This window comes from Sulfobacillus thermosulfidooxidans (genome assembly GCF_001280565.1).
Lineage (GTDB): Bacteria > Bacillota > Sulfobacillia > Sulfobacillales > Sulfobacillaceae > Sulfobacillus > Sulfobacillus thermosulfidooxidans_A.
In genome coordinates, this window is record NZ_LGRO01000001.1 from 207,560 (window position 1) to 224,862 (window position 17,303).

Annotated in this window: 21 protein-coding genes; 6 read left to right on the plus strand and 15 right to left on the minus strand. The window is 54.6% G+C overall.

From position 1 onward, the window contains the following. Positions 1 to 17: 17 nt before the first annotated feature. The 9 genes from AOA63_RS01055 to AOA63_RS19940 all read right to left on the minus strand — a co-directional run bounded on the left by AOA63_RS01055 (position 18) and on the right by AOA63_RS19940 (position 7,960). On the minus strand, positions 18 to 1,352 hold the full coding sequence (locus AOA63_RS01055) for an MFS transporter (protein ID WP_053957970.1): 1,335 nt from the start codon (positions 1,350 to 1,352) through the stop codon (positions 18 to 20). Between the two features lie 76 nt (positions 1,353 to 1,428). Further along, a complete protein-coding gene (locus AOA63_RS01060) occupies positions 1,429 to 2,295 on the minus strand; it encodes a hydroxymethylglutaryl-CoA lyase (protein ID WP_053957971.1) in 867 nt (288 codons plus the stop codon). Next, entirely contained in the window at positions 2,292 to 2,492 is a 201-nt protein-coding gene (locus AOA63_RS20085) for a hypothetical protein (RefSeq protein WP_242848249.1), read from the minus strand. Before AOA63_RS20085 ends, AOA63_RS01060 begins: the two co-directional genes overlap by 4 nt. A 67-nt stretch (positions 2,493 to 2,559) precedes the next feature. Next, positions 2,560 to 3,372, minus strand: coding sequence for a hypothetical protein (locus tag AOA63_RS01070; protein WP_053957973.1), 813 nt, complete (start codon positions 3,370 to 3,372; stop codon positions 2,560 to 2,562). Between the two features lie 23 nt (positions 3,373 to 3,395). Next, on the minus strand, positions 3,396 to 4,592 hold the full coding sequence (locus AOA63_RS01075; protein WP_053957974.1) for a CaiB/BaiF CoA transferase family protein: 1,197 nt from the start codon (positions 4,590 to 4,592) through the stop codon (positions 3,396 to 3,398). Between the two features lie 3 nt (positions 4,593 to 4,595). Next, positions 4,596 to 5,393, minus strand: a complete 798-nt coding sequence (locus AOA63_RS01080; RefSeq protein WP_053960585.1) for an IclR family transcriptional regulator — start codon at positions 5,391 to 5,393, stop codon at positions 4,596 to 4,598. 554 nt (positions 5,394 to 5,947) lie between these two features. Beyond that, positions 5,948 to 6,448, minus strand: a complete 501-nt coding sequence (locus AOA63_RS01085) for a GNAT family N-acetyltransferase (protein WP_053957975.1) — start codon at positions 6,446 to 6,448, stop codon at positions 5,948 to 5,950. 99 nt (positions 6,449 to 6,547) lie between these two features. Then, entirely contained in the window at positions 6,548 to 7,306 is a 759-nt protein-coding gene (locus tag AOA63_RS19935; protein ID WP_347474795.1) for an HNH endonuclease, read from the minus strand. A 15-nt stretch (positions 7,307 to 7,321) separates the two neighbouring features. Beyond that, positions 7,322 to 7,960, minus strand: coding sequence for an RRXRR domain-containing protein (locus tag AOA63_RS19940; RefSeq protein ID WP_197648370.1), 639 nt, complete (start codon positions 7,958 to 7,960; stop codon positions 7,322 to 7,324). Between the two features lie 225 nt (positions 7,961 to 8,185). Here AOA63_RS19940 and AOA63_RS20010 point away from each other — a divergent pair, with 225 nt between their 5' ends. The 3 genes from AOA63_RS20010 to AOA63_RS19175 all read left to right on the plus strand — a co-directional run bounded on the left by AOA63_RS20010 (position 8,186) and on the right by AOA63_RS19175 (position 9,080). Beyond that, positions 8,186 to 8,485: a hypothetical protein gene (locus AOA63_RS20010; RefSeq protein ID WP_139061428.1), complete on the plus strand. Its 300-nt coding sequence runs from the start codon at positions 8,186 to 8,188 to the stop codon at positions 8,483 to 8,485. 210 nt (positions 8,486 to 8,695) lie between these two features. Beyond that, positions 8,696 to 8,833 (plus strand): hypothetical protein, encoded by a 138-nt coding sequence (locus AOA63_RS19505; protein ID WP_171822560.1) that lies wholly within the window; start codon positions 8,696 to 8,698, stop codon positions 8,831 to 8,833. Between the two features lie 31 nt (positions 8,834 to 8,864). After that, positions 8,865 to 9,080, plus strand: a complete 216-nt coding sequence (locus tag AOA63_RS19175; RefSeq protein WP_139061429.1) for a hypothetical protein — start codon at positions 8,865 to 8,867, stop codon at positions 9,078 to 9,080. Positions 9,081 to 9,098: 18 nt separating this feature from the next. Here AOA63_RS19175 and AOA63_RS01095 read toward each other — a convergent pair whose 3' ends face one another. The 4 genes from AOA63_RS01095 to AOA63_RS01110 all read right to left on the minus strand — a co-directional run bounded on the left by AOA63_RS01095 (position 9,099) and on the right by AOA63_RS01110 (position 12,814). Next, positions 9,099 to 9,923: a class II fructose-bisphosphate aldolase gene (locus AOA63_RS01095; protein ID WP_171822561.1), complete on the minus strand. Its 825-nt coding sequence runs from the start codon at positions 9,921 to 9,923 to the stop codon at positions 9,099 to 9,101. A 188-nt stretch (positions 9,924 to 10,111) separates the two neighbouring features. Then, the gene (locus AOA63_RS01100) at positions 10,112 to 10,984 is read right to left on the minus strand and encodes a 1-phosphofructokinase family hexose kinase (RefSeq protein WP_053957977.1); all 873 of its coding nucleotides are present in this window, start codon (positions 10,982 to 10,984) and stop codon (positions 10,112 to 10,114) included. After that, entirely contained in the window at positions 10,981 to 11,814 is an 834-nt protein-coding gene (locus AOA63_RS01105; protein ID WP_053957978.1) for a DeoR/GlpR family DNA-binding transcription regulator, read from the minus strand. The genes AOA63_RS01100 and AOA63_RS01105 overlap by 4 nt, the downstream gene beginning before the upstream one ends. Continuing rightward, positions 11,795 to 12,814: an SIS domain-containing protein gene (locus AOA63_RS01110; protein WP_053957979.1), complete on the minus strand. Its 1,020-nt coding sequence runs from the start codon at positions 12,812 to 12,814 to the stop codon at positions 11,795 to 11,797. The genes AOA63_RS01105 and AOA63_RS01110 overlap by 20 nt, the downstream gene beginning before the upstream one ends. A gap of 211 nt (positions 12,815 to 13,025) precedes the next feature. Here AOA63_RS01110 and AOA63_RS01115 point away from each other — a divergent pair, with 211 nt between their 5' ends. The 3 genes from AOA63_RS01115 (at position 13,026) to AOA63_RS01125 (ending at position 16,190) form a co-directional block, all read left to right on the plus strand. Continuing rightward, on the plus strand, positions 13,026 to 14,432 hold the full coding sequence (locus AOA63_RS01115; RefSeq protein WP_053957980.1) for an APC family permease: 1,407 nt from the start codon (positions 13,026 to 13,028) through the stop codon (positions 14,430 to 14,432). Continuing rightward, positions 14,432 to 15,352, plus strand: a complete 921-nt coding sequence (locus tag AOA63_RS01120; protein WP_053957981.1) for an ROK family protein — start codon at positions 14,432 to 14,434, stop codon at positions 15,350 to 15,352. The genes AOA63_RS01115 and AOA63_RS01120 overlap by 1 nt, the downstream gene beginning before the upstream one ends. A 94-nt stretch (positions 15,353 to 15,446) precedes the next feature. Further along, positions 15,447 to 16,190, plus strand: coding sequence for a glucosamine-6-phosphate deaminase (locus AOA63_RS01125; protein WP_053957982.1), 744 nt, complete (start codon positions 15,447 to 15,449; stop codon positions 16,188 to 16,190). A 54-nt stretch (positions 16,191 to 16,244) separates the two neighbouring features. Here the strand turns inward: AOA63_RS01125 and AOA63_RS19180 are convergent, their stop codons facing one another. Together AOA63_RS19180 and AOA63_RS01130 are read right to left on the minus strand one after the other, a co-directional pair. After that, positions 16,245 to 16,424 (minus strand): hypothetical protein, encoded by a 180-nt coding sequence (locus AOA63_RS19180; RefSeq protein ID WP_139061432.1) that lies wholly within the window; start codon positions 16,422 to 16,424, stop codon positions 16,245 to 16,247. 66 nt (positions 16,425 to 16,490) lie between these two features. Beyond that, positions 16,491 to 17,216, minus strand: coding sequence for a polysaccharide deacetylase family protein (locus AOA63_RS01130; RefSeq protein ID WP_053957983.1), 726 nt, complete (start codon positions 17,214 to 17,216; stop codon positions 16,491 to 16,493). Between the last annotated feature and the right edge of the window lie 87 nt (positions 17,217 to 17,303).

The following is a 17,303-nucleotide window of genomic DNA, read 5'->3' on the forward strand; positions in this document are numbered from 1 at the left end:
TTCATACCGATGAGATGTCATTCCAAACTGCGGCCGTTGGTTCGGGGACCCATAATACCAATAACCAATGCCACAATTGCCATCGCGAGCGAAATGAATGCAAATACGCCCAGGACACCAAAGGATTTCAATAAGGCCACAATGATAAATCCGACGAGCGCCGAACTTAAGCGGCTCCAACTATACGTAAAGCCCACACCGGTTGCTCGAATGCGTGTCGGATACAATTCGGCTTGATAGGAATGAAACAACGTGCTAAACCAGTTATTAAGCAGCGTAATGACAATACCGAGCGTAATGATGCCGACAGGACTGCGCATCTGGGAAAACACTAAACCCGCAATGCCGATACTCAGGGACACGACAACAATTTGCCACTTTTCTGACATCACCATGCCAATGATTGGTCCCAGGGGATTGACTAACGCGATTAAAAACGTGTAAAGCAACGAATGAATTAACGTAATGCCTTCACTCACCAACAAGGTGGGAACCCACGCTGCGAATCCGTAAAAACCAATGGTTTGAAAAAGATTGAAAATCAGCAACATGATGGTGCGTGAACGGTATGGAGGGATCCAAATTTCGCGAAAGTGACCCCGGGATTCATGTTCTTCCGCACCCGGGTGCACGGGCGGCAACGCTCCGACTTCTTGTGCAACCGTCGTTTCAATGTGTTGCATCACCGCATTAGCTTGGGTCATATCGCCATGATTCTCATACCAGCGCGGGGATTCGGGTAATCCTTGGCGGATCCACCAGACGACAACCGAACCTAAGGCACCGATTAACACCACCCATCGCCATCCAGCCATCAGCACGTGGGTGGGGACGAGAGTATAGGCCAAAAACGCCACGACCGGGACCGCCCAATAGGTGATAAATTGACTGAAGGCAATATAATAGCCGCGCCGGGAGGCCGGAGTCATTTCACTGACATAGGTATCGATGACAACAAGCTGCGCACCGACCCCAAACCCCGCGAGAAGACGGAACACATCAATCCAGACGGCATTGGGCGAAAAGGCCATAAGGATCGTGAAAAACGAATAAATGAGCAACGAATAGACATAACCATTGCGGCGACCAATTTTGTCACTAATATTGCCGAAGATCGATGTGCCAAAAAACATCCCCAAAAATCCCGCGCCCACAAAATAGGCTAATCCGGAGACGGGCATCACTTGAGCATGAACCAGGGCGGCCCCCACGGCCCCCGCCATGAACAATTCGTAAAATTCAAAGAGTCCTCCGGTTGAGACTCTTGCCACTAAGCGTTGAAAATAGGGCGCTGGTGGCAATCGATTCATTCGGTCGGCAATCGTAAAGCGGGTATTTGCAGCCGTTGCCATACTTCATCCACTCCTTTCATGATTTCGATTTATCTGACAATTTTATGCGTAATCATGCTTGCTGCGCCCCCCATGATTAATGCGGGGGCGCCAGGTGTTGCGCAATCACGTTCAATAAGCGCTGCCGAATCCAAGGCAACTGGCTGATGTCAATGTGGGTGGCCAGGCCTTGAGACTGAAAGAAGGCAACAAGTTTTTCCGTATCCAGATTCCCCGCCGCTCCCGGGGCATATGGGCAGCCCCCCAGTCCGGCTAAGGCCGATTCAAATGTGTGAACTCCGAGCTCATAAGCCGTCGCGACATTGGCCAGTCCCCATCCCATGCGGTCATGAAGATGGAGGGCTAAGGGGATTGTCGGTGCGATGGACTGAACCACACGGATGCGTTCTTTGACCTGAAGGGGCGTGGCGGTTCCTAGGGTGTCGGCAATCCCGAGTTCATCCACCCCCATGTCACAATAACGTTCCGCGATCAGGGCGACCGCATGGATGGGGACAACCCCTTCAAAGGGACATTCAAACGCGGTGCTAATAGCGCCTCGGACTTTGAGACCCGCCTCGTGCGCCCGTCTCGTAGCGGCTGTGAGTTGGGACAGCGTCTCATCGCGAGAACGATTAAGGTTGGCTTGGTTGTGACGTTCTGATGCGGACACGACTAGCGTCACCGTATTGGCCCCGGCGGCAATCGCGCGTTCCACGCCTTTGAGATTGGGGGCCAAGGCGATCCACTCCCCCGGAAGGTCTTGCAGCTGGGACAGAACGGCCTCGCCATCGGCTAACAAGGGCACCCAACGGGGGTGTACAAATGCAGCGACTTCGATCGCGTGAATACCGGCCTGGAACAGAGCGCGGATCAAGGCGACTTTGTCGGGAACCGGAACGTAACCCGTGGCATCCTGAAGCCCATCGCGGGGTGTCACATCCACTATCTTGACTGGCGTCATCCCGTCTTTGCCCCCTTCTTTAACAGATTTTTGACGACCTGGCCATGGGCCACGATCACGATGGGACGCCAGTATCCCGGTCCCACTTCAACCATGCCTTCAGCATCGGGAAATCTCGTGCGTGAAGAGCGGTAGCGCCAAACGACCAGGGAATGAGGCGGCAGTGGGATTCCGAGATATTGTGTGGGATGGGTCACCACCCCGTGATAAATCGTTGACAGTGGCCACCCTCCGGCGTACAGTTTGGAGCAAACATAACTGAGGTCATAAACAGGCGGATGATGCCAGGTGGCTTGGGTGAGGTCGGTGCTTATGGTATGAGGCAAGAGACCTGCGTCCGTAAGACGGTGAAATGTTCGCCAGGAAAAATGCCGGGACCCGTGTCCCACATCCAGCCAAATTCCGCGTTTTACGCCCTCTTCTAAGGTTTTTATGGCTGAGGCCACTCTGGGCAAAGTGGCCACGCAGGCCATGAAAGACATGCGTCATCACATCACCAGGTCTTAAGGATTCGACGAGGGACTCAGGCGGTAAAAATGATCCACTGACGTGCACCATCAAGGGAACTTGAACCTGTTGGGCAATGGCAATCCCTGTCGTCAGGAGTCGAGCGTCATCGGCGGCGTCAATCTGCCCCAGTCGAATTTTAATTCCCGCGATATCGTGGCCATGGTGTTCCATGAGGTGCTCAATATGCTGGGTATCCAGGGGGGTCAACCCGGGAAATGCTATCCGGGCGGGATGATGTTTCAGGCCATGGGGAAGCAGGGAGATCCAAAGTTTAATGTGGGGCAGGGGCGATCTCCGTGTGGGAACCGGGTCGCGCCATCCCAGGGTCCCCGCATCGCCTCCCACCAAGACGCCCGCGCGCAGTAACACCGGCGGGGATACTCCCAGCGTATCGGGCCCCCAGTGAATATGAACATGGAAATCGGCGAGACCGGGGAGAAGAAGATCCGTATCACGCAAGGAAAACACGCGATCCTCGTCGGGCGTTGCGATACTCCACTGGCTGTTCATGACCAGGGAGCCGTTTCGATCAAATTTTAGTCCGCCCTCAAATTGCCATGTCCCCACTGAGCGTTTCCTCCTTCCGGCCTTTAGCGAATAATTCCTTGGTCACGCCAAACGGCTAACTCTGTGGGAGAAATGTGAAGAAGGGAGGTTAGTACGTCGTCGGTATGTTGTCCGATGGCGCCGCCTGCCCAACGCACGGTTCCGGGATGACGGGTGAGCTTGGGCACAATCCCCAGCATGCCCGTGGGTTCCCCATTATCCTGCGGAACATAGGTAATCATTTGGCGGGATTGAATGTGGACATCTTCGGCAATATCGCGGGCACTCATGACAGGACCGGCTGGAATGCCTGCCTGTAATAAGCGCTGCATCAAATCTGATAAGTCGTGTTCGATGGTCCATGCGGCGATCAGCGTATCGAGTTCGGTCGCATGCCGCACCCGTTGTGCATTGGAACTGAAGCGGGGATCGTGAACCAGTTCGGGGTGTTGCATAACCGTGGTGAGTGCCGCAAATGTCGCCGAACTATTGGCGCCAATGGCAATCCACTGCTGGTCGCGGGTTGGATACGTGTTCGAAGGAGCGGCTCGCAGAAGTTGATTGCCAGTGCGCTCTTGAATAATGCCGGCATTGACATAATCGGGAATCAACGCTTCCGTAATGGCCAGAACCGATTCGACCAACGAGACATCAATGTGCTCCCCTAATCCATCACGACCGCGTTGAACCAGAGCGATGAGAATCCCAATGACCGCATAGAGCGCCGCCAATTCATCGCCGAGCGAGACTCCCGTGCGCACCGGAGGACGATCAGGAAAACCCGTAATATAGCGGATACCTCCCATCGCTTCCGCAATATTTCCAAACCCCGGACGGTCGCGGTATGGACCTGTCAGTCCAAAACCCGAAATGTCCACATAGATGAGTTGCGGATTCAGAGCATGAAGATGCTCATAATCTAATTCCCATTCGGCTAAACGTCCAGGTCGTAAGTTCGCAATGAGGACGTCGCTTTGTTTGGCTAACTCGCGAATGATGTGCTGACCGGTGGGATGTTTCAAGTTGATGGCAACTAATCGCTTGTTGCGCGATTGCATCGACCACCACCATGAATGCCCGTAAGGACTCATAGCCCCCCAATGACGCAGCGGATCGCCCTCTAAGGGTTCCACTTTGATGACGTCAGCGCCAAAATCCGCGAGGATGCGAGTCGCTGACGGGGCGGCGACCAATTGGCCGATTTCCAATACGCGAATGCCTTGTAAGCTCATAGACTCCATGGTTTAGTCTTCCTTATTTACTATGGCCTGTGATGGTTGCGGTGTCGCGGCCAAGGCGTGTTCATTTTTTGCCGAACAGAGAAGTCGCGTAATCTTTTGCGCTTCCTGCTGTAAGGCGGAAATGATGGCGTCTTGACGGTCTGTCACAAACCGTTCTTGGGGACCCGAAATACTTAACGCCGCGATGACGTGGTTGGTTCCGGTGAAAATCGGTACACTGATGGAGCCGAGAGCCGATTCTCGTTCTCCTAAAGATATGGCCCATTGTTTTTCACGAATTTCTTGCCAATCCGAGAAGCTTGGTGGCGACGGTCCGGGAAAGAAGGTTTGAGACTCGTGAATGAGACGATCCCGTGTTTCATCGTCGAGCCATGCGAGTAAAATCCGTCCCGCGGAACCCGCATGTAATGGAAGGGGCGTCCCGACTTGAATCGTATGGCGTAAGGATTCAACCCCTTCGATCCGGGCAATGCACACGCGGGCGGAGCCAACACGGGTGTAAACACTCGCAGTGTCTCGAAAGGTGCTGACGAGGCGTTGTAAACTTTCCTGACTGGCCTGTTCTAAGGCGTGAGTGTTCCGTGAAGGGGACGCCCAGTGGATAAGCCGGGGACCCGGTTGATGAGACGACGTTAAAATGCCTTGGTCAATAAGGGTTTGGACAATACGGTAAATGGTTGGTCGCGGCAAATTTAATTGCTGGCTCAGGGCCTGCAGTGTGATTGAGGAATCCTCGGTTAAAACATCGAGAATTTCCGCCATTTTGGAGAGGACAGCAATTCGACTTGAATCTGTTCGCATTGTGGACAACACCTTCCATATTCCGGACACTTTTATTATAGAAATGGGAGAAATAAAAATCAATACAACAAGCAGAAATTTTAGAGAGTTTTGCCCGCCGAGATCCATTTCGGCCCGGGGGTGCCTGATAGGAGTGACTATCCAGCCGCCTGACACAAGGTTGCTTCCTGTTCTAATCCGTTGTCAGTCGTAGGTTCTAACCTGGGGAAAATGTTACGGGGTGGACGATGTTGGGGGAATCGTGTCTGCAGGAAATTCTTGCATTGTGCTGGGCGGTATCAGAAACGCAGAGATGCCCATAGTACTGACACACGATCGACCGATGGCCAGTGGCTTGCACCCTGACGCGCAAGGTGAGCACTCCATAAAAACACGGACACCGTGGGAGGCCTGTCTCACGGGCTGAAACATCCGGTGGAGGCCGCAGAAAAATTCCATTATCCCTTAAAGTGTCAAATTTTCCATTGCACGTGTTGCAGTACTCCCAGTCTACATCATGGACAGTTGGAGACGTGCGTAAAATTTCCGATTGCAATATACGGATCCGAAGAATTTTATAGAAGTTTAACCATGGTATACTCGTGCACCCAATGCCCATTGGGTTGCAGTATGCTGTCGTGCCGAAGACCCTCAACCATAAAACCCTGTTTGAGGTATAAATTCAGTGCAGCGCGGTTCTCGCAAATCACCGTGAGTTCTAAACGATGAAACTCATGGCAATGTGCCCAGGCCTCCATGGTCCGAAAGAGTGCGGATCCCAAACCCTGGCCCCGGTGTGCAGCCAGAATTCCCACCACTATGTACCCGGTATGGCGAATCTTGAGCGGGGCCATGGCCTGAAGTGTCAAGGCTCCGACCAGACGTTGGCCCTCCGCCACTACCCATATCATAGAACGACCGTCCGAGAGAATTTTATGAATGATGTCCCGCTGCTGTGCGACGGTTGTTTGCCGCTCCCCCGGTGCCATGAGCATGAAATCGGTTTCCAGGTCGAGTTGGCGCTGCATGGTCAAAAAGGCTTCTGCATCATCCTCGGTGATTTGCCGAATCTCCATATTCCATCTCCCACTCACACTTCACATCATTCTTTCACCAAAATTACGCGGCGCGGAAGCCTCGTCCTTCAGGGCGAGGAGGAGCGCCGTCCCTTCCTTTCAATAGGCATATTGGTAACCATCCGCATGGTGGAGGATGTGGCAGTATCGATAGGGAATGCCATCCGCCTTGCCAATTCGAAAGTATCCAGTTGCCCGGGCTAAGACTCGCCCAACGTGGGTGCCTTGGCGTTTCCCCTTTAGGACCACAGCCCGAACCATGTCGCCGGTTTGGAAACCCATGAACTTCTTTTGCCGTCGCGCGTGCCGGATTGGGAATCCGTATTTGTCTGTGCCACACCGCTGACGTTTCCCATGGCCGGTGGCTTTGATTCGGAACGCAGGCCTCTTTTCAACGGTGAGTCGAACCGGTGTGGAAGCCCCAACACAGGCCGCGTCCAGCCAGTGAGTCTTCGGCAACCCCAGCCGGGTCCGGTTATATTTGGTCTGCCCTCCGGTCCCGGTTTCCAAGGGGAGGTCCAAGGCCCGTAACCGGTGGAATAGAGCCCGGCGGGTGGCGTTAACCGCAGCGGCGTCCTTGAGCGAAACCTTGAGTTGTTTCATGGCTTCAGGAAATCGTTGAGCCCGGATCCGGTCGATTTTCCGAGAGGATTCCTGCAACTGGGACAGCCATTCTTCAGGTTGGAGGTTGTCCTTGGATTCGTTGCAAGTCCGGCATGCAATGACTAGGTTGCTGATGCGGTCCGTGCCTTTGGGTCCGTGTTTGGGGTTCTTGGGCACGACATGCTCGACGTTCAGCACGGGATCCCCGGATGCCCCATCACAGTAGGCACATTGATGTCCAAACTTCTCCAGCAGATATTCTTTGACTTCCTATCCAAAGAGGGTGCCTTGCTGATACTCCACACCTTGAATCTCTGGATTTTCGATCTTCTGCAGGTCAAACCGAACCAGTTCCATGGAGATCGCTGTTGCGGGAAGGAGTCGGATCAGCCGTGTTGTCCAGGTGACGGTGTTGGCCACTCGGCTTTCCAGGGATGGCGGAAGCCACCTTGAACCAACCGACATGTTAGACGGCTCCTTGGCATGATTCCGACACGTTTTGTGTTTATGGCGAGCATTCTTGCCGCAGACAATACACTTCTCAGGATTCCGATTTCGGAAACGGGGCTTACGGTAGCGGGTTTTGCGGTTGCGGCGACCATGCCGTAAAGAAGCCCGATCGTGCATACGGGAATGGATCTGTTCGCCCCGATGTTCCAGTTCGGCAGCCCAGACCACACGGTTTGTGGATTCGTTGAGAACCGCAAACCCAGTAGTCTTGCTGCCGGAATCGATCTTGATCCGATGGGGGTGGACGATGGATTCCTCCATGGTCCGGTCCTGCAAAATGATCGTGAAGGGGTAGCGGCGAAACACAACCGCCTTGCCCTTCTTGAGCAATTCTCGGGCCCGCGCCGGATGGCAGGGATCTAGAGGTTTCCGGTTGGTGTCAAGGACGAAAACGCGCATGGTTGAATCTCCTTACGGGAACAACTCGGCTTGCGCCGGTAACGTGAGCCTCGTCGATGTTACCCAGGCTTTTTGCATCCAGAGCACTGGCTTCGACCCCGTAGGCCTGTTTAACTCTGGACGACAGGGCAGCGGACTGGCATCGCGCATCCGCAGGTGTCATGACCCGGATAACGTAGCCCGATGGGGCAAATGCCCCCTGGCTGGGACTGGTCAACCTCGGGTTTGAAGCTTACTTCAAGCCTCGCCCTTGAGGGCGGGGTGGTTGACAGTCTGCGACATACCACGTGCTTGCTTTTCGTATCATACGGCGTGTGGCCTCTTAAATCAACATTTTCTCGGGTTCTCGCAGAGTATTTGCCTCACGCGCTATCCGTCCGGGTTAGCGCGTTGGGGTTTGCTCGCGCCAAGCGAGAAGTGGCGTCCAATGGATCGTTCCGTCTTCAAAATTTCAGTCAGCAGGGCATCGCAATCCTTCGAGTTCGCCTCTCGCATGCCACCATGGATCGACCTGGCCGAGCGTAACTCGGACGAACAAAACGGAAAATTCCCACCTCAGCTTGCACATCACCCAAGGATCTGGCCTTGGGAGAGCGAGAAGAATGGCGGTTGCATCTGTTTTTGATTTTTGATGGGGCCTGGTATAGTTTGGCACGTTGAGGATCGATGCGCTCGGCAATTACTTAAGTCGGTCTGTTATGCCCAAAGGTTACTGGGGTAGGATGAAGGATCCTTATGAATGATGGTATTGAAGCATGGACAATTGACCCGGTCGTAATTCAAGGACCAAGCCATACCGTGAGTCACAGCACTCAAGAAACCGATTGCCCCGGCGGCAAACTCCGGTCCGCGGACCAGGAAGTCCGCGGCTGACGGCGACGGATACGGGATTGGGAAAAGAGGAATGCGATCTGAAAAAAGCGATGTGCTGCGTCGCCAACGATTGGCAGGGAAATGCGCTGTCAATCAAGAACGCTGCGCCCCCTTACAGGGATTTCGGAGTGGGTCCTATACATGGCGAGATGCGCCCGCCAGACGGGCGCGATCTCATCGGGGACGGGAAATGCCCGGTCTGCTGCCGTCCAAATACGGGCCAATGTCGATTCTGGTAGCCGTATAAGGGCTTCGGATCGCCGTGCTATTCTGGTAAGGATAATTGGTGAATTTTTTCTCTGACCGCATTGCGAATTTTCCTGCGGATTGCTCGCTGGACATCCCGTGGTTTTTGATGCGGCATGTGCTCGACGGTGTGCCACCAAATTCGTCGCAGTTCGGTACCAAAGTTCATTTTCGCAATGCCGTTGTGACGCATGGCATCATACATCTCGACCGCGACCCCACTAGCTCCATGGAGGACCAGCGGAACCGGGCATGCCGCATGAATGGCGGCTAACCGGGCGACATCAATGTGGGAGGTGGCAACGTGCGTGGCATGATGATTCCCAATTGCGACAGCGAGCACATCCACACCCGTCGCTTCCACAAAAGCCACGGCGTCTTCGGGAGAGGTCAAGTGGGCCCATTCGAGAGGCTCTCCTGGTTTTGGTACGTGGCCGATTTCCGCTTCGACTAACACACCTCGCGCATGGGCCCATTCGACCACTTGTTGGGTGTGGCGGACATTCTCCGCAAAAGGTAAGGCCGATCCATCATACATGACGGAGGTGAATCCCCAATCCAGGGCTTGCCGGATGTCCGTGAGGGTGGTGGCATGGTCCAAATGCCACGAAACCGGCGACGGCAAGGGATCCAGGACCGTGGACAGCAAGGATGTGAGCACATCGTATCCCCAAATCGCCAGGGTTTCGGGGGTGAGTTGGACAAACATGGGAACCGGTTCCGTCTCCAGGGCTTGGGCAATCCCTAAGACCATTTCTGGATTATCGGCGTTGATGCCTAAGAGAACACGGTGAGTCTGGGCAAAGTCGGAGAGCACATCGTGTAAGGGGTGACGAGCCATCATGGAAGCCTCCTTGGGCATGAAAGTGGTATGGCAAAACGCAAAACAGTGTGCCACTTCGGCGGTGGATGACGGGCGAGGATGTCCTGTTCGCTCGGTGATGGACCGGGAGAGTCGTCACCGATTACCGCGTTTATTACGAAACAACTGCGAGGCGATGGGGTCTGGTGCAGCTACGGGTCGGATTGTCGTCAGGGGGACTCGAGTTGTGCCAAGACATTCCGATCAATTTCGGCGACGCCTTCGGTGACGACACTGGCGGATGCCGCCCTCACCGCATAAACGAGCGCGTCCGACCAGGATTGCTGCAGGGACAAAGCGTGCACCAACGCGCCGACCAACACATCGCCCGCTCCCACGGGATTCCGCACGGGCACGTGAGGGGCCCGAATAGTTTGCGGGATATCCCCCTCTGCAGGATACCACAGGACGCCCTCGGCTCCTCGCGTGATGACGCGATGTTGGGATCGGGAACTTAAGACACCCGCGGGCAGTTGCTCATATTCTTGCCGATTGGGACAAATGGCCCTCACCCCGGCTTCCCACGCTGCGATTAAAGGGTCTCCAGCGAGGTCGGCGATAATCCCTTGGCAGTGTGGACGGAGGGTGTGGACCCATTGGGTGATATCGTCTGCCGACAATCCCGGGGGCAGACTGCCAGAAATCGTGACCCAGTCTTGCGGTTGCAAACGATTACGCACCTGACGTAACAGGGCCTGACTCGTTTCCGGAGAAACCCAGGGACCTTCTCCACGAATTTCGGTCACCTGCTGATTGTCTAAGAGACTGAGACAAATCCGGGAAGAGTCTGTCGTGGGTTCGGCGAGATACGGGATCTGTTGTGCGGCTAAGGCGTGCCGAATCCAGTCCCCGATGGCTCCCCCATAAAATCCCACAGCGGTCACCTCTCCACCGAGTTGTTGAATGGCCCGGGCCACGTTGTTGCCTTTGCCTCCGGCATACCCTGTCCAGGACACCCGGTTGTACGTATGACCCCGATATAGGGCCGTGGGTAACCGGAGGACCACATCCCAGGAGGGATTAAAGGTGACCGCATAAATCATGAGGGATCCTCCCGCACGAGGGTTTGCCAGATTCCAACCGTATGGGCTGCATTGACGGTCGGATCCGGCATCACGGGCCACTCCTGAAGCACGGACGCTGCTTGGAGCCCCGTGGCCATATAGTCGATGTCGGTCCACTCCAGCATCCGGTAAAGCGCGTTGCGGTGGATTTTGCTATGATCGGCTACAATGAGCACGTGATCGGCTGCCCGGCGAAATCCTTGCCCCAACACCGCTTCCTCACTGGCCGTCGTGGTGATGCCAATGCGCGGATGGATGCCATTGGCCCCGAGGATGGCCCAATCGAGATGAAGGCCGGCCAGACCTTGGAGGGCCATCGACCCGGTGGTTTCATAGTTGTAGGGACGTAAATCACCGCCCACGACCACAACTGGAATATCCGTTTGGGCTAATTGGTAGGCAATGTTAATGGCATTGGTAACCACCGTGAGTCCTTTGGGATTCTTGGCCAGTTGTGTGGCCACACGCGTTGTGGTGGTGCCCCCGTTCAAGCCAATCACGGCACCCTCGGGAAGCCATTCCACGACGAGAGCGGCCAGATCGTCTTTCTCTTCGGGAAATAAGGCCGTTTTATCCTGAAAGCGTTGTTCGATATCCTGCAGGTCTAGACCGATGGCCCCATGGTACCGCCGAATCTGGGGTTCGCGTTGCATCAGGTCGTGAATATCCCGCCGAATGGTGGCGAGCGAACAGGAAAACGTTTCGGCCAATTCTTGCACCGTGACGGTTCCGGTTTGCTTGAGCCGTGACAAAATGGCGCGTTGACGTTCCCGGGCGTTTTTCGGGAGGTCACGGGGCGAAGTCATCATGGTCTAATTCCACCACCTGGGTAATATTGACCGGGTGATCCGGGTCTTTGTTGACCAGCAGAGTCCACTGCCAGGCTAAATACTGCAACGGAATCACGGCTAACGGGCCTAGGGCCACATCGGGACAGGAGGCCGGGAGCTGGATAGCTGAATAGTCTGCCCCCGAATGATGCCAGTCGGGCTGCGCAATCACAAGCACTTGGCCTTGCCGATGCGCGATATCACGCACGACGGTGCGTTCATGGGATCGATGGCGTGTTTGGCCCAAGACGACAATCAGATCGTCGGGGGTGATGCTGCCCCAGGGTCCATGACGAAACTCCATCGGTGCATAGGCCATGGCACACTGATTCGACATTTCTTGGGCCTTCAAGGCGCCTTCTTGGGCAATACCATAGCGCACCCCGCTGCCCAGCACATAGAGTCGACGGGGAGGATGTGCGGCCAGCAGGGGCGGGATAACCGCTTCGGCTTGCTGCACCATGTCGTCTACGGCAGCGACCAACTCCTCCGATACTCGTGAGACGGTCGCGGTTAACTGCAAGACCTGTTGGAGGATAAAGAGCATACTGCTAAAGGATTGCACCATGACGATGGTTGCATCCTCCCCCTCCGGGGATAGGATGAGATGTTCGGCGTGCGCAGCCAAGGGACTGTCAGGGTGGCACGTGACGGCCACGGTTCGCCAGTCGGCTTCCCGTGCAGCCTGCAGTGCCCACAGAGCTTCGGATGTGGTTCCGGACCGCGAAATGATGATCAGGCACCCCGTCCCGCGTAAAGCAATTTCCGGTTCTAAGAGAATGTCCGTGGAGGCGACGGCGCGCGCCTCTAATCCTAAGAACCGCGCAAAGTGAGCCGCGGTTTGCGCAAGATAATAGGACGATCCGCTGCCGCTGAAGATATAGGGGCCAGAAAACGGCAAGGGCTGTGCCCACGGTAAGGTGGCGTGCCAGGCCTCGGCTTGATGGTGAATCAGGTGATAAACCTGTGTACCGCGCATAATACGGTTCTCCTTTTTTGATGATCGAAAAGGATCACGAAATGGAATATTTCACAAATATTTTTTAGAAACATGATTCTATTATGCACAAAATTAACTGCGTGTGCTAGGATCAGCGCATAAACTCGTTGTAAAAATCCCGTAGGGATCATTATAGTCAATTGTCGCGCTTGTTTGTCTATTTATGATGATAGAAAGGAGATTTTTCACAATGGCACGAACTAGCCAAGAGACCCCCCGTTTCATTCGCGCTCTCGGGTTGTTTTCAGCCACGGCGGTCAATATGTCGCAAATGGTGGGTATTGGGCCGTTTATTACTATTCCGCTGATCTTATCGGCAATGGGGGGCCCTCAAGCCATCCTGGGGTGGATTGTGGGAGCACTGTTAGCCATGGCTGATGGACTTGTGTGGAGCGAATTAGGGGCCGCAATGCCCGGTACCGGGGGATCGTATGTGTATTTGCGCGAAGCCTATCAATACTATAGTGGGAAATTGGTCCCGTTTCTTTTTGTGTGGTCGACATTGCTCGCGACCCCCTTGATTATGTCGACGGGAATGATCGGCATGGCAAATTATCTCGGGTACTTTTGGCATGGCATGACGCCCTTAGATACGAAATGGGTGGCTGCGGGCATCACGATTGTTACCGTAGCGTTGTTATATCGACGCATTGATTCTATCGCTCGCATTACACAGGTTCTCTGGGGTGGAATGCTTCTGACTGTCTTGATGGTGATTGTGGCGGCAGCCACACATTTTCATCCCCGCTTAGCATTTTCATACCCACCAGGAGCATTTGCTTTGACACCTAAATTCTTCGCAGGCTTAGGAGCGGGCCTATTGATTGCCATTTATGATTACTTAGGGTATTATACGACGGCTTATCTAGGGGATGAAGTGAAAAATCCTGGCAAAGTGATTCCGGGATCGATTCTTCTGGCCATTCTTGCCGTGGGCGTAATCGATTTGTCCATGAATATCGGCATCATTGGTGTCGTCCCGTGGCACGAAGCAGCGAAATCCAATACGATTGGCACTTTGTTTATGGAAAAAGCTTGGGGGCCCACCGGAGCCACCATTCTTGCGCTTCTCATCTTGTGGACGGCTTTTGCCTCGGTTTACACGGGACTTTTGGGGGGATCCCGTCTGCCCTATAACGCGGCTCGTGACAAACTCTTTTTTAAGAGTTTCGGCGTGCTGCATCCGCGCCTTAAATTTCCGTATATTTCCTTATTAGTAATGGGAGGATTCACGGCGATTTTCAGCTTTTTCAGTCTGTCTGCCATCATTAATGCATTGATGGCGATTTCGATTGTAGTGCAATTTATTGGGCAAGTGATTGCCCTGACCCTCCTTCGAATCAAACAACCTGAGCTACATCGTCCGTTCCGTCAATGGCTGTATCCTCTGCCAAGTCTGGTGGCCTTTATCGGGTGGATCTATGTGTTTGTCTCGTCGGGCTGGCCCGCGATTCGTCTGGCCCTCATATGGACAGTGCTTGGTTTGATCGCCTTTGTTGTGTGGGCCTATTATGAACGCGTGTGGCCTTTTCATCCTCTAAAGGACGAAGTGAAAGAAATGTATGTGACCTCCTCATCAGCCGGAGCGGAAGACTGATGAGAGAACGGTCCTTTGTGCTCGGGATGGATTTTGGGGGAACGAAAATGGCACTGGCGACAGCTGATGACACCGGAACGATCCTGCACAGAGCGGATATTCCGACCTTGCCCGATGCTCAAGAGGCGGTATCGCGAGCCCTTGAGGTAGCGCACCAGCTGATTGATTGTACGAGAACCCAATACCAGTCCCAACTCCGGCGTGTCGGGGTTGCGACGATGGGGATTACACGGGATAGCGGAGTGCTGTTAGCACCAAATGTAGCCGGGTGGCGTGAATTGCGATTACCTCAGTTGCTGCATGCGGCATTCCCTGGCATACCGGTTCTGATTGCCAACGATGTTAAAAGTGCTGCGTTGGCCGAGTTCAAATGGGGCGCTTTACAAGGGATGGATCCGGGACTGTATGTTAATCTGGGAACAGGGATTGCCGTGGCGTTGATTGCCTCTGGACGGATTATTCAAGGGGCTCATGGTGCCAGCGGAGAAATTGCATATAATCCACTGACAGAACACGACGTCTATGGCGTGCGCGACGACGTGGCGCCTCTAGAGGAGCGAGTGGGAGGCCGGGCGATTCAACGTCGAGCCCACGATGAATTGGGGTGGGGGCTCGGAGCCGGTGATCTCTTGCGTCGAGCCCAACGTGATCCATCCGTTCGGATATGGCTTGAACCGATATTACGCACATTGTCGTTCCAATTAACGCATTTAGTGATTGCCCTTGATCCGGCCCGTGTCGTCATTGGCGGGGGATTGGCTACGGTGCATGAGGTCATCTTTCCGTATTTGAGGCAAAGCCTTAATTCTTTTGTACCGTTTCCGCCTGAATTAGTGACAGCGCATTTTGCACGGGATGCAGGATTGATGGGAGCGATTGCGTTGGCACTAGATGGAGCGCAAGCTGTTCAGGGGGGATAATCCCCGTTAGCCAGGGATTCCGGTCTAATGCAACCTGTTACTCTACTTTGAGCACTATCCCTTCCATATAGCTATTGAGAGGCGAATGTTGGCAATGGAAATACTTATTTTTTCTACGCAAGATGAGGCTAGTGAGTGGGCGGCATCCATGGTAGTGCCGCTCTTTTTGACACAAAGATTGGTGCGTCTCGGCCTTGCTACTGGGAACACGATGATTCCCGTGTATCACGCTGTGATTCAGCAACTTGGGGCCATTAAAGGCCCCATGACAAGACATGTGGAGACATTTAACTTGGATGAATATTGGCCGATTGCCCCGGAGCATCCTGGGAGTTTTTCCGCTTTTATGCATCAGTATTTGTTTTCGCAGATTACTCCCTATTTGCACCAGGTGCATTTTCTGCAAGGAAACACACGGGACCCGGACACAGAATGTCAACGCTTTGAGGCCCTGTTGAATGCGCAGCCTTTGGACTGTCAATTACTGGGTCTGGGTGTGAATGGGCACATCGGGTTTAATGAGCCGGGGACCTCCTTTGCGAGTCGGACACGCAAAGTGCGTCTGTCGCGTTCGACGATTCACCGCAATAGCCGGCAATTCCCTGGGGTCGTCCCCTCCGAAGCGCTGACCATGGGTATCGCCAATATCATGGAGGCGAAACAGATCCTGCTCATGGCGTGGGGGCCCGAAAAGCGGGCCGTCTTGACCCGCGCTGTGCGGGGACCTGTTGGGGAAGACTGCCCTGCCAGTGTTTTGCAAACCCATCCGAACGTGATGGTGATTACCGACGCGGAGGCAGGGAAACATCTGCTCACCGCAGACCCATTCACGGCCTGAATACGCAAGGGGCTTGCGCAAGGTTTGCCTCCCAGCCTCCCGATGTAGGGACGATTAACTTTGACCGCGATCGCGGTTCGGCCGTGAACACTGGTCACAGGGTGTAGCAGACGGGGCGGTCTTTCGCCATTGATGCCAGATTTTCCACCACGTGAGCAGATCACCGCGACAGGCCGCCGCCACCAACTGCTCTAAGGGGCAACGGGGACAGCGTGTCACGTTAGGATGGGACACCTTGTGTGCCTCCCTTGGCTGTTTTAACTAGGGTATGGTGACGGCATTCCCAAAGTGTCTGGAAAGTTATGGGAACACGCTAGCGGACGGAACTGCCGTGGAACGGTGTTGAGCTGGCGCTTCGTCCTGTAACAGTTGGGGAACCGTGAGAAAGCGGTATCCGTCGCGCCTGAGATCCGGAATAATCTGGGTCACGGTATCCACCGTGGCTTGGGAACCGTTCGGCCCATCGTGAAAGATGATTATGGCACCGGGATGAATCTGGGTTGCGATCCGATGAACCATTTGGGATGCGCTATACCGGTGTTGCCAATCGCGGGGATCGATGCTCCAGCCAATGACGCGATAACCCATTTGCCCCAACACCTGCAACGCGACAGGATTTGCTGCCCCGCCCGGCAGGCGGTACAACGTGGGATGAGGGACGCCCAAGGATTCCAGGATGTGTGCGTTATACTCGACTTCTTGACGAACCTCTGCCGCCGTCCGATGACGGAGAATGAGGTGCTGGTGTCCATGGCTTTCCACGTCCATCCCCGCTCGCTGTTCGTCGCGCACTAAGGTAGGATGACGCAACGCATGAGAGCCAATGATAAAGAACGTCGCGTGCACGTGATCTTTGTGCAACACGGCTAAGACTTTGGGGGTCCAACGGGGATTCGGACCATCATCAAAGGTGAGCGCGACCACCTTATGAGGCGTCATCGCCTGACGGATAATGGGCGCAGCGGTCGCGGGAGCGGGATGGGGCCTAGCGGCGATCTCGTCCGCCGCCCCGAATCCGATTATCATAGCAAGGGGTCCTCCTTTTTTTCCTAGCATGCGGATTGACAGACCGGATTATGCATTCCGATTCCCGAGGTATAGGCCCGGACGTTG

Coding starts and splice junctions, on each gene's coding strand:
- AOA63_RS01080 (WP_053960585.1), bottom strand. CDS start 5,393: ATGCGAACAGATTCAAGTCGAATTGCTGTCCTCTCCAAAATGGCGGAA.
- AOA63_RS01085 (WP_053957975.1), bottom strand. CDS start 6,448: ATGGAGATTCGGCAAATCACCGAGGATGATGCAGAAGCCTTTTTGACC.
- AOA63_RS01120 (WP_053957981.1), top strand. CDS start 14,432: ATGAGAGAACGGTCCTTTGTGCTCGGGATGGATTTTGGGGGAACGAAA.
- AOA63_RS01115 (WP_053957980.1), top strand. CDS start 13,026: ATGGCACGAACTAGCCAAGAGACCCCCCGTTTCATTCGCGCTCTCGGG.
- AOA63_RS01075 (WP_053957974.1), bottom strand. CDS start 4,592: ATGGAGTCTATGAGCTTACAAGGCATTCGCGTATTGGAAATCGGCCAA.
- AOA63_RS01055 (WP_053957970.1), bottom strand. CDS start 1,352: ATGGCAACGGCTGCAAATACCCGCTTTACGATTGCCGACCGAATGAAT.
- AOA63_RS01100 (WP_053957977.1), bottom strand. CDS start 10,984: ATGATTTATGCGGTCACCTTTAATCCCTCCTGGGATGTGGTCCTCCGG.
- AOA63_RS01125 (WP_053957982.1), top strand. CDS start 15,447: ATGGAAATACTTATTTTTTCTACGCAAGATGAGGCTAGTGAGTGGGCG.
- AOA63_RS01110 (WP_053957979.1), bottom strand. CDS start 12,814: ATGCGCGGTACACAGGTTTATCACCTGATTCACCATCAAGCCGAGGCC.
- AOA63_RS19175 (WP_139061429.1), top strand. CDS start 8,865: ATGCGATCTGAAAAAAGCGATGTGCTGCGTCGCCAACGATTGGCAGGG.
- AOA63_RS01105 (WP_053957978.1), bottom strand. CDS start 11,814: ATGATGACTTCGCCCCGTGACCTCCCGAAAAACGCCCGGGAACGTCAA.
- AOA63_RS01095 (WP_171822561.1), bottom strand. CDS start 9,923: ATGATGGCTCGTCACCCCTTACACGATGTGCTCTCCGACTTTGCCCAG.
- AOA63_RS19940 (WP_197648370.1), bottom strand. CDS start 7,960: ATGCGCGTTTTCGTCCTTGACACCAACCGGAAACCTCTAGATCCCTGC.
- AOA63_RS19505 (WP_171822560.1), top strand. CDS start 8,696: ATGAATGATGGTATTGAAGCATGGACAATTGACCCGGTCGTAATTCAA.
- AOA63_RS01060 (WP_053957971.1), bottom strand. CDS start 2,295: ATGACGCCAGTCAAGATAGTGGATGTGACACCCCGCGATGGGCTTCAG.
- AOA63_RS01130 (WP_053957983.1), bottom strand. CDS start 17,216: ATGATAATCGGATTCGGGGCGGCGGACGAGATCGCCGCTAGGCCCCAT.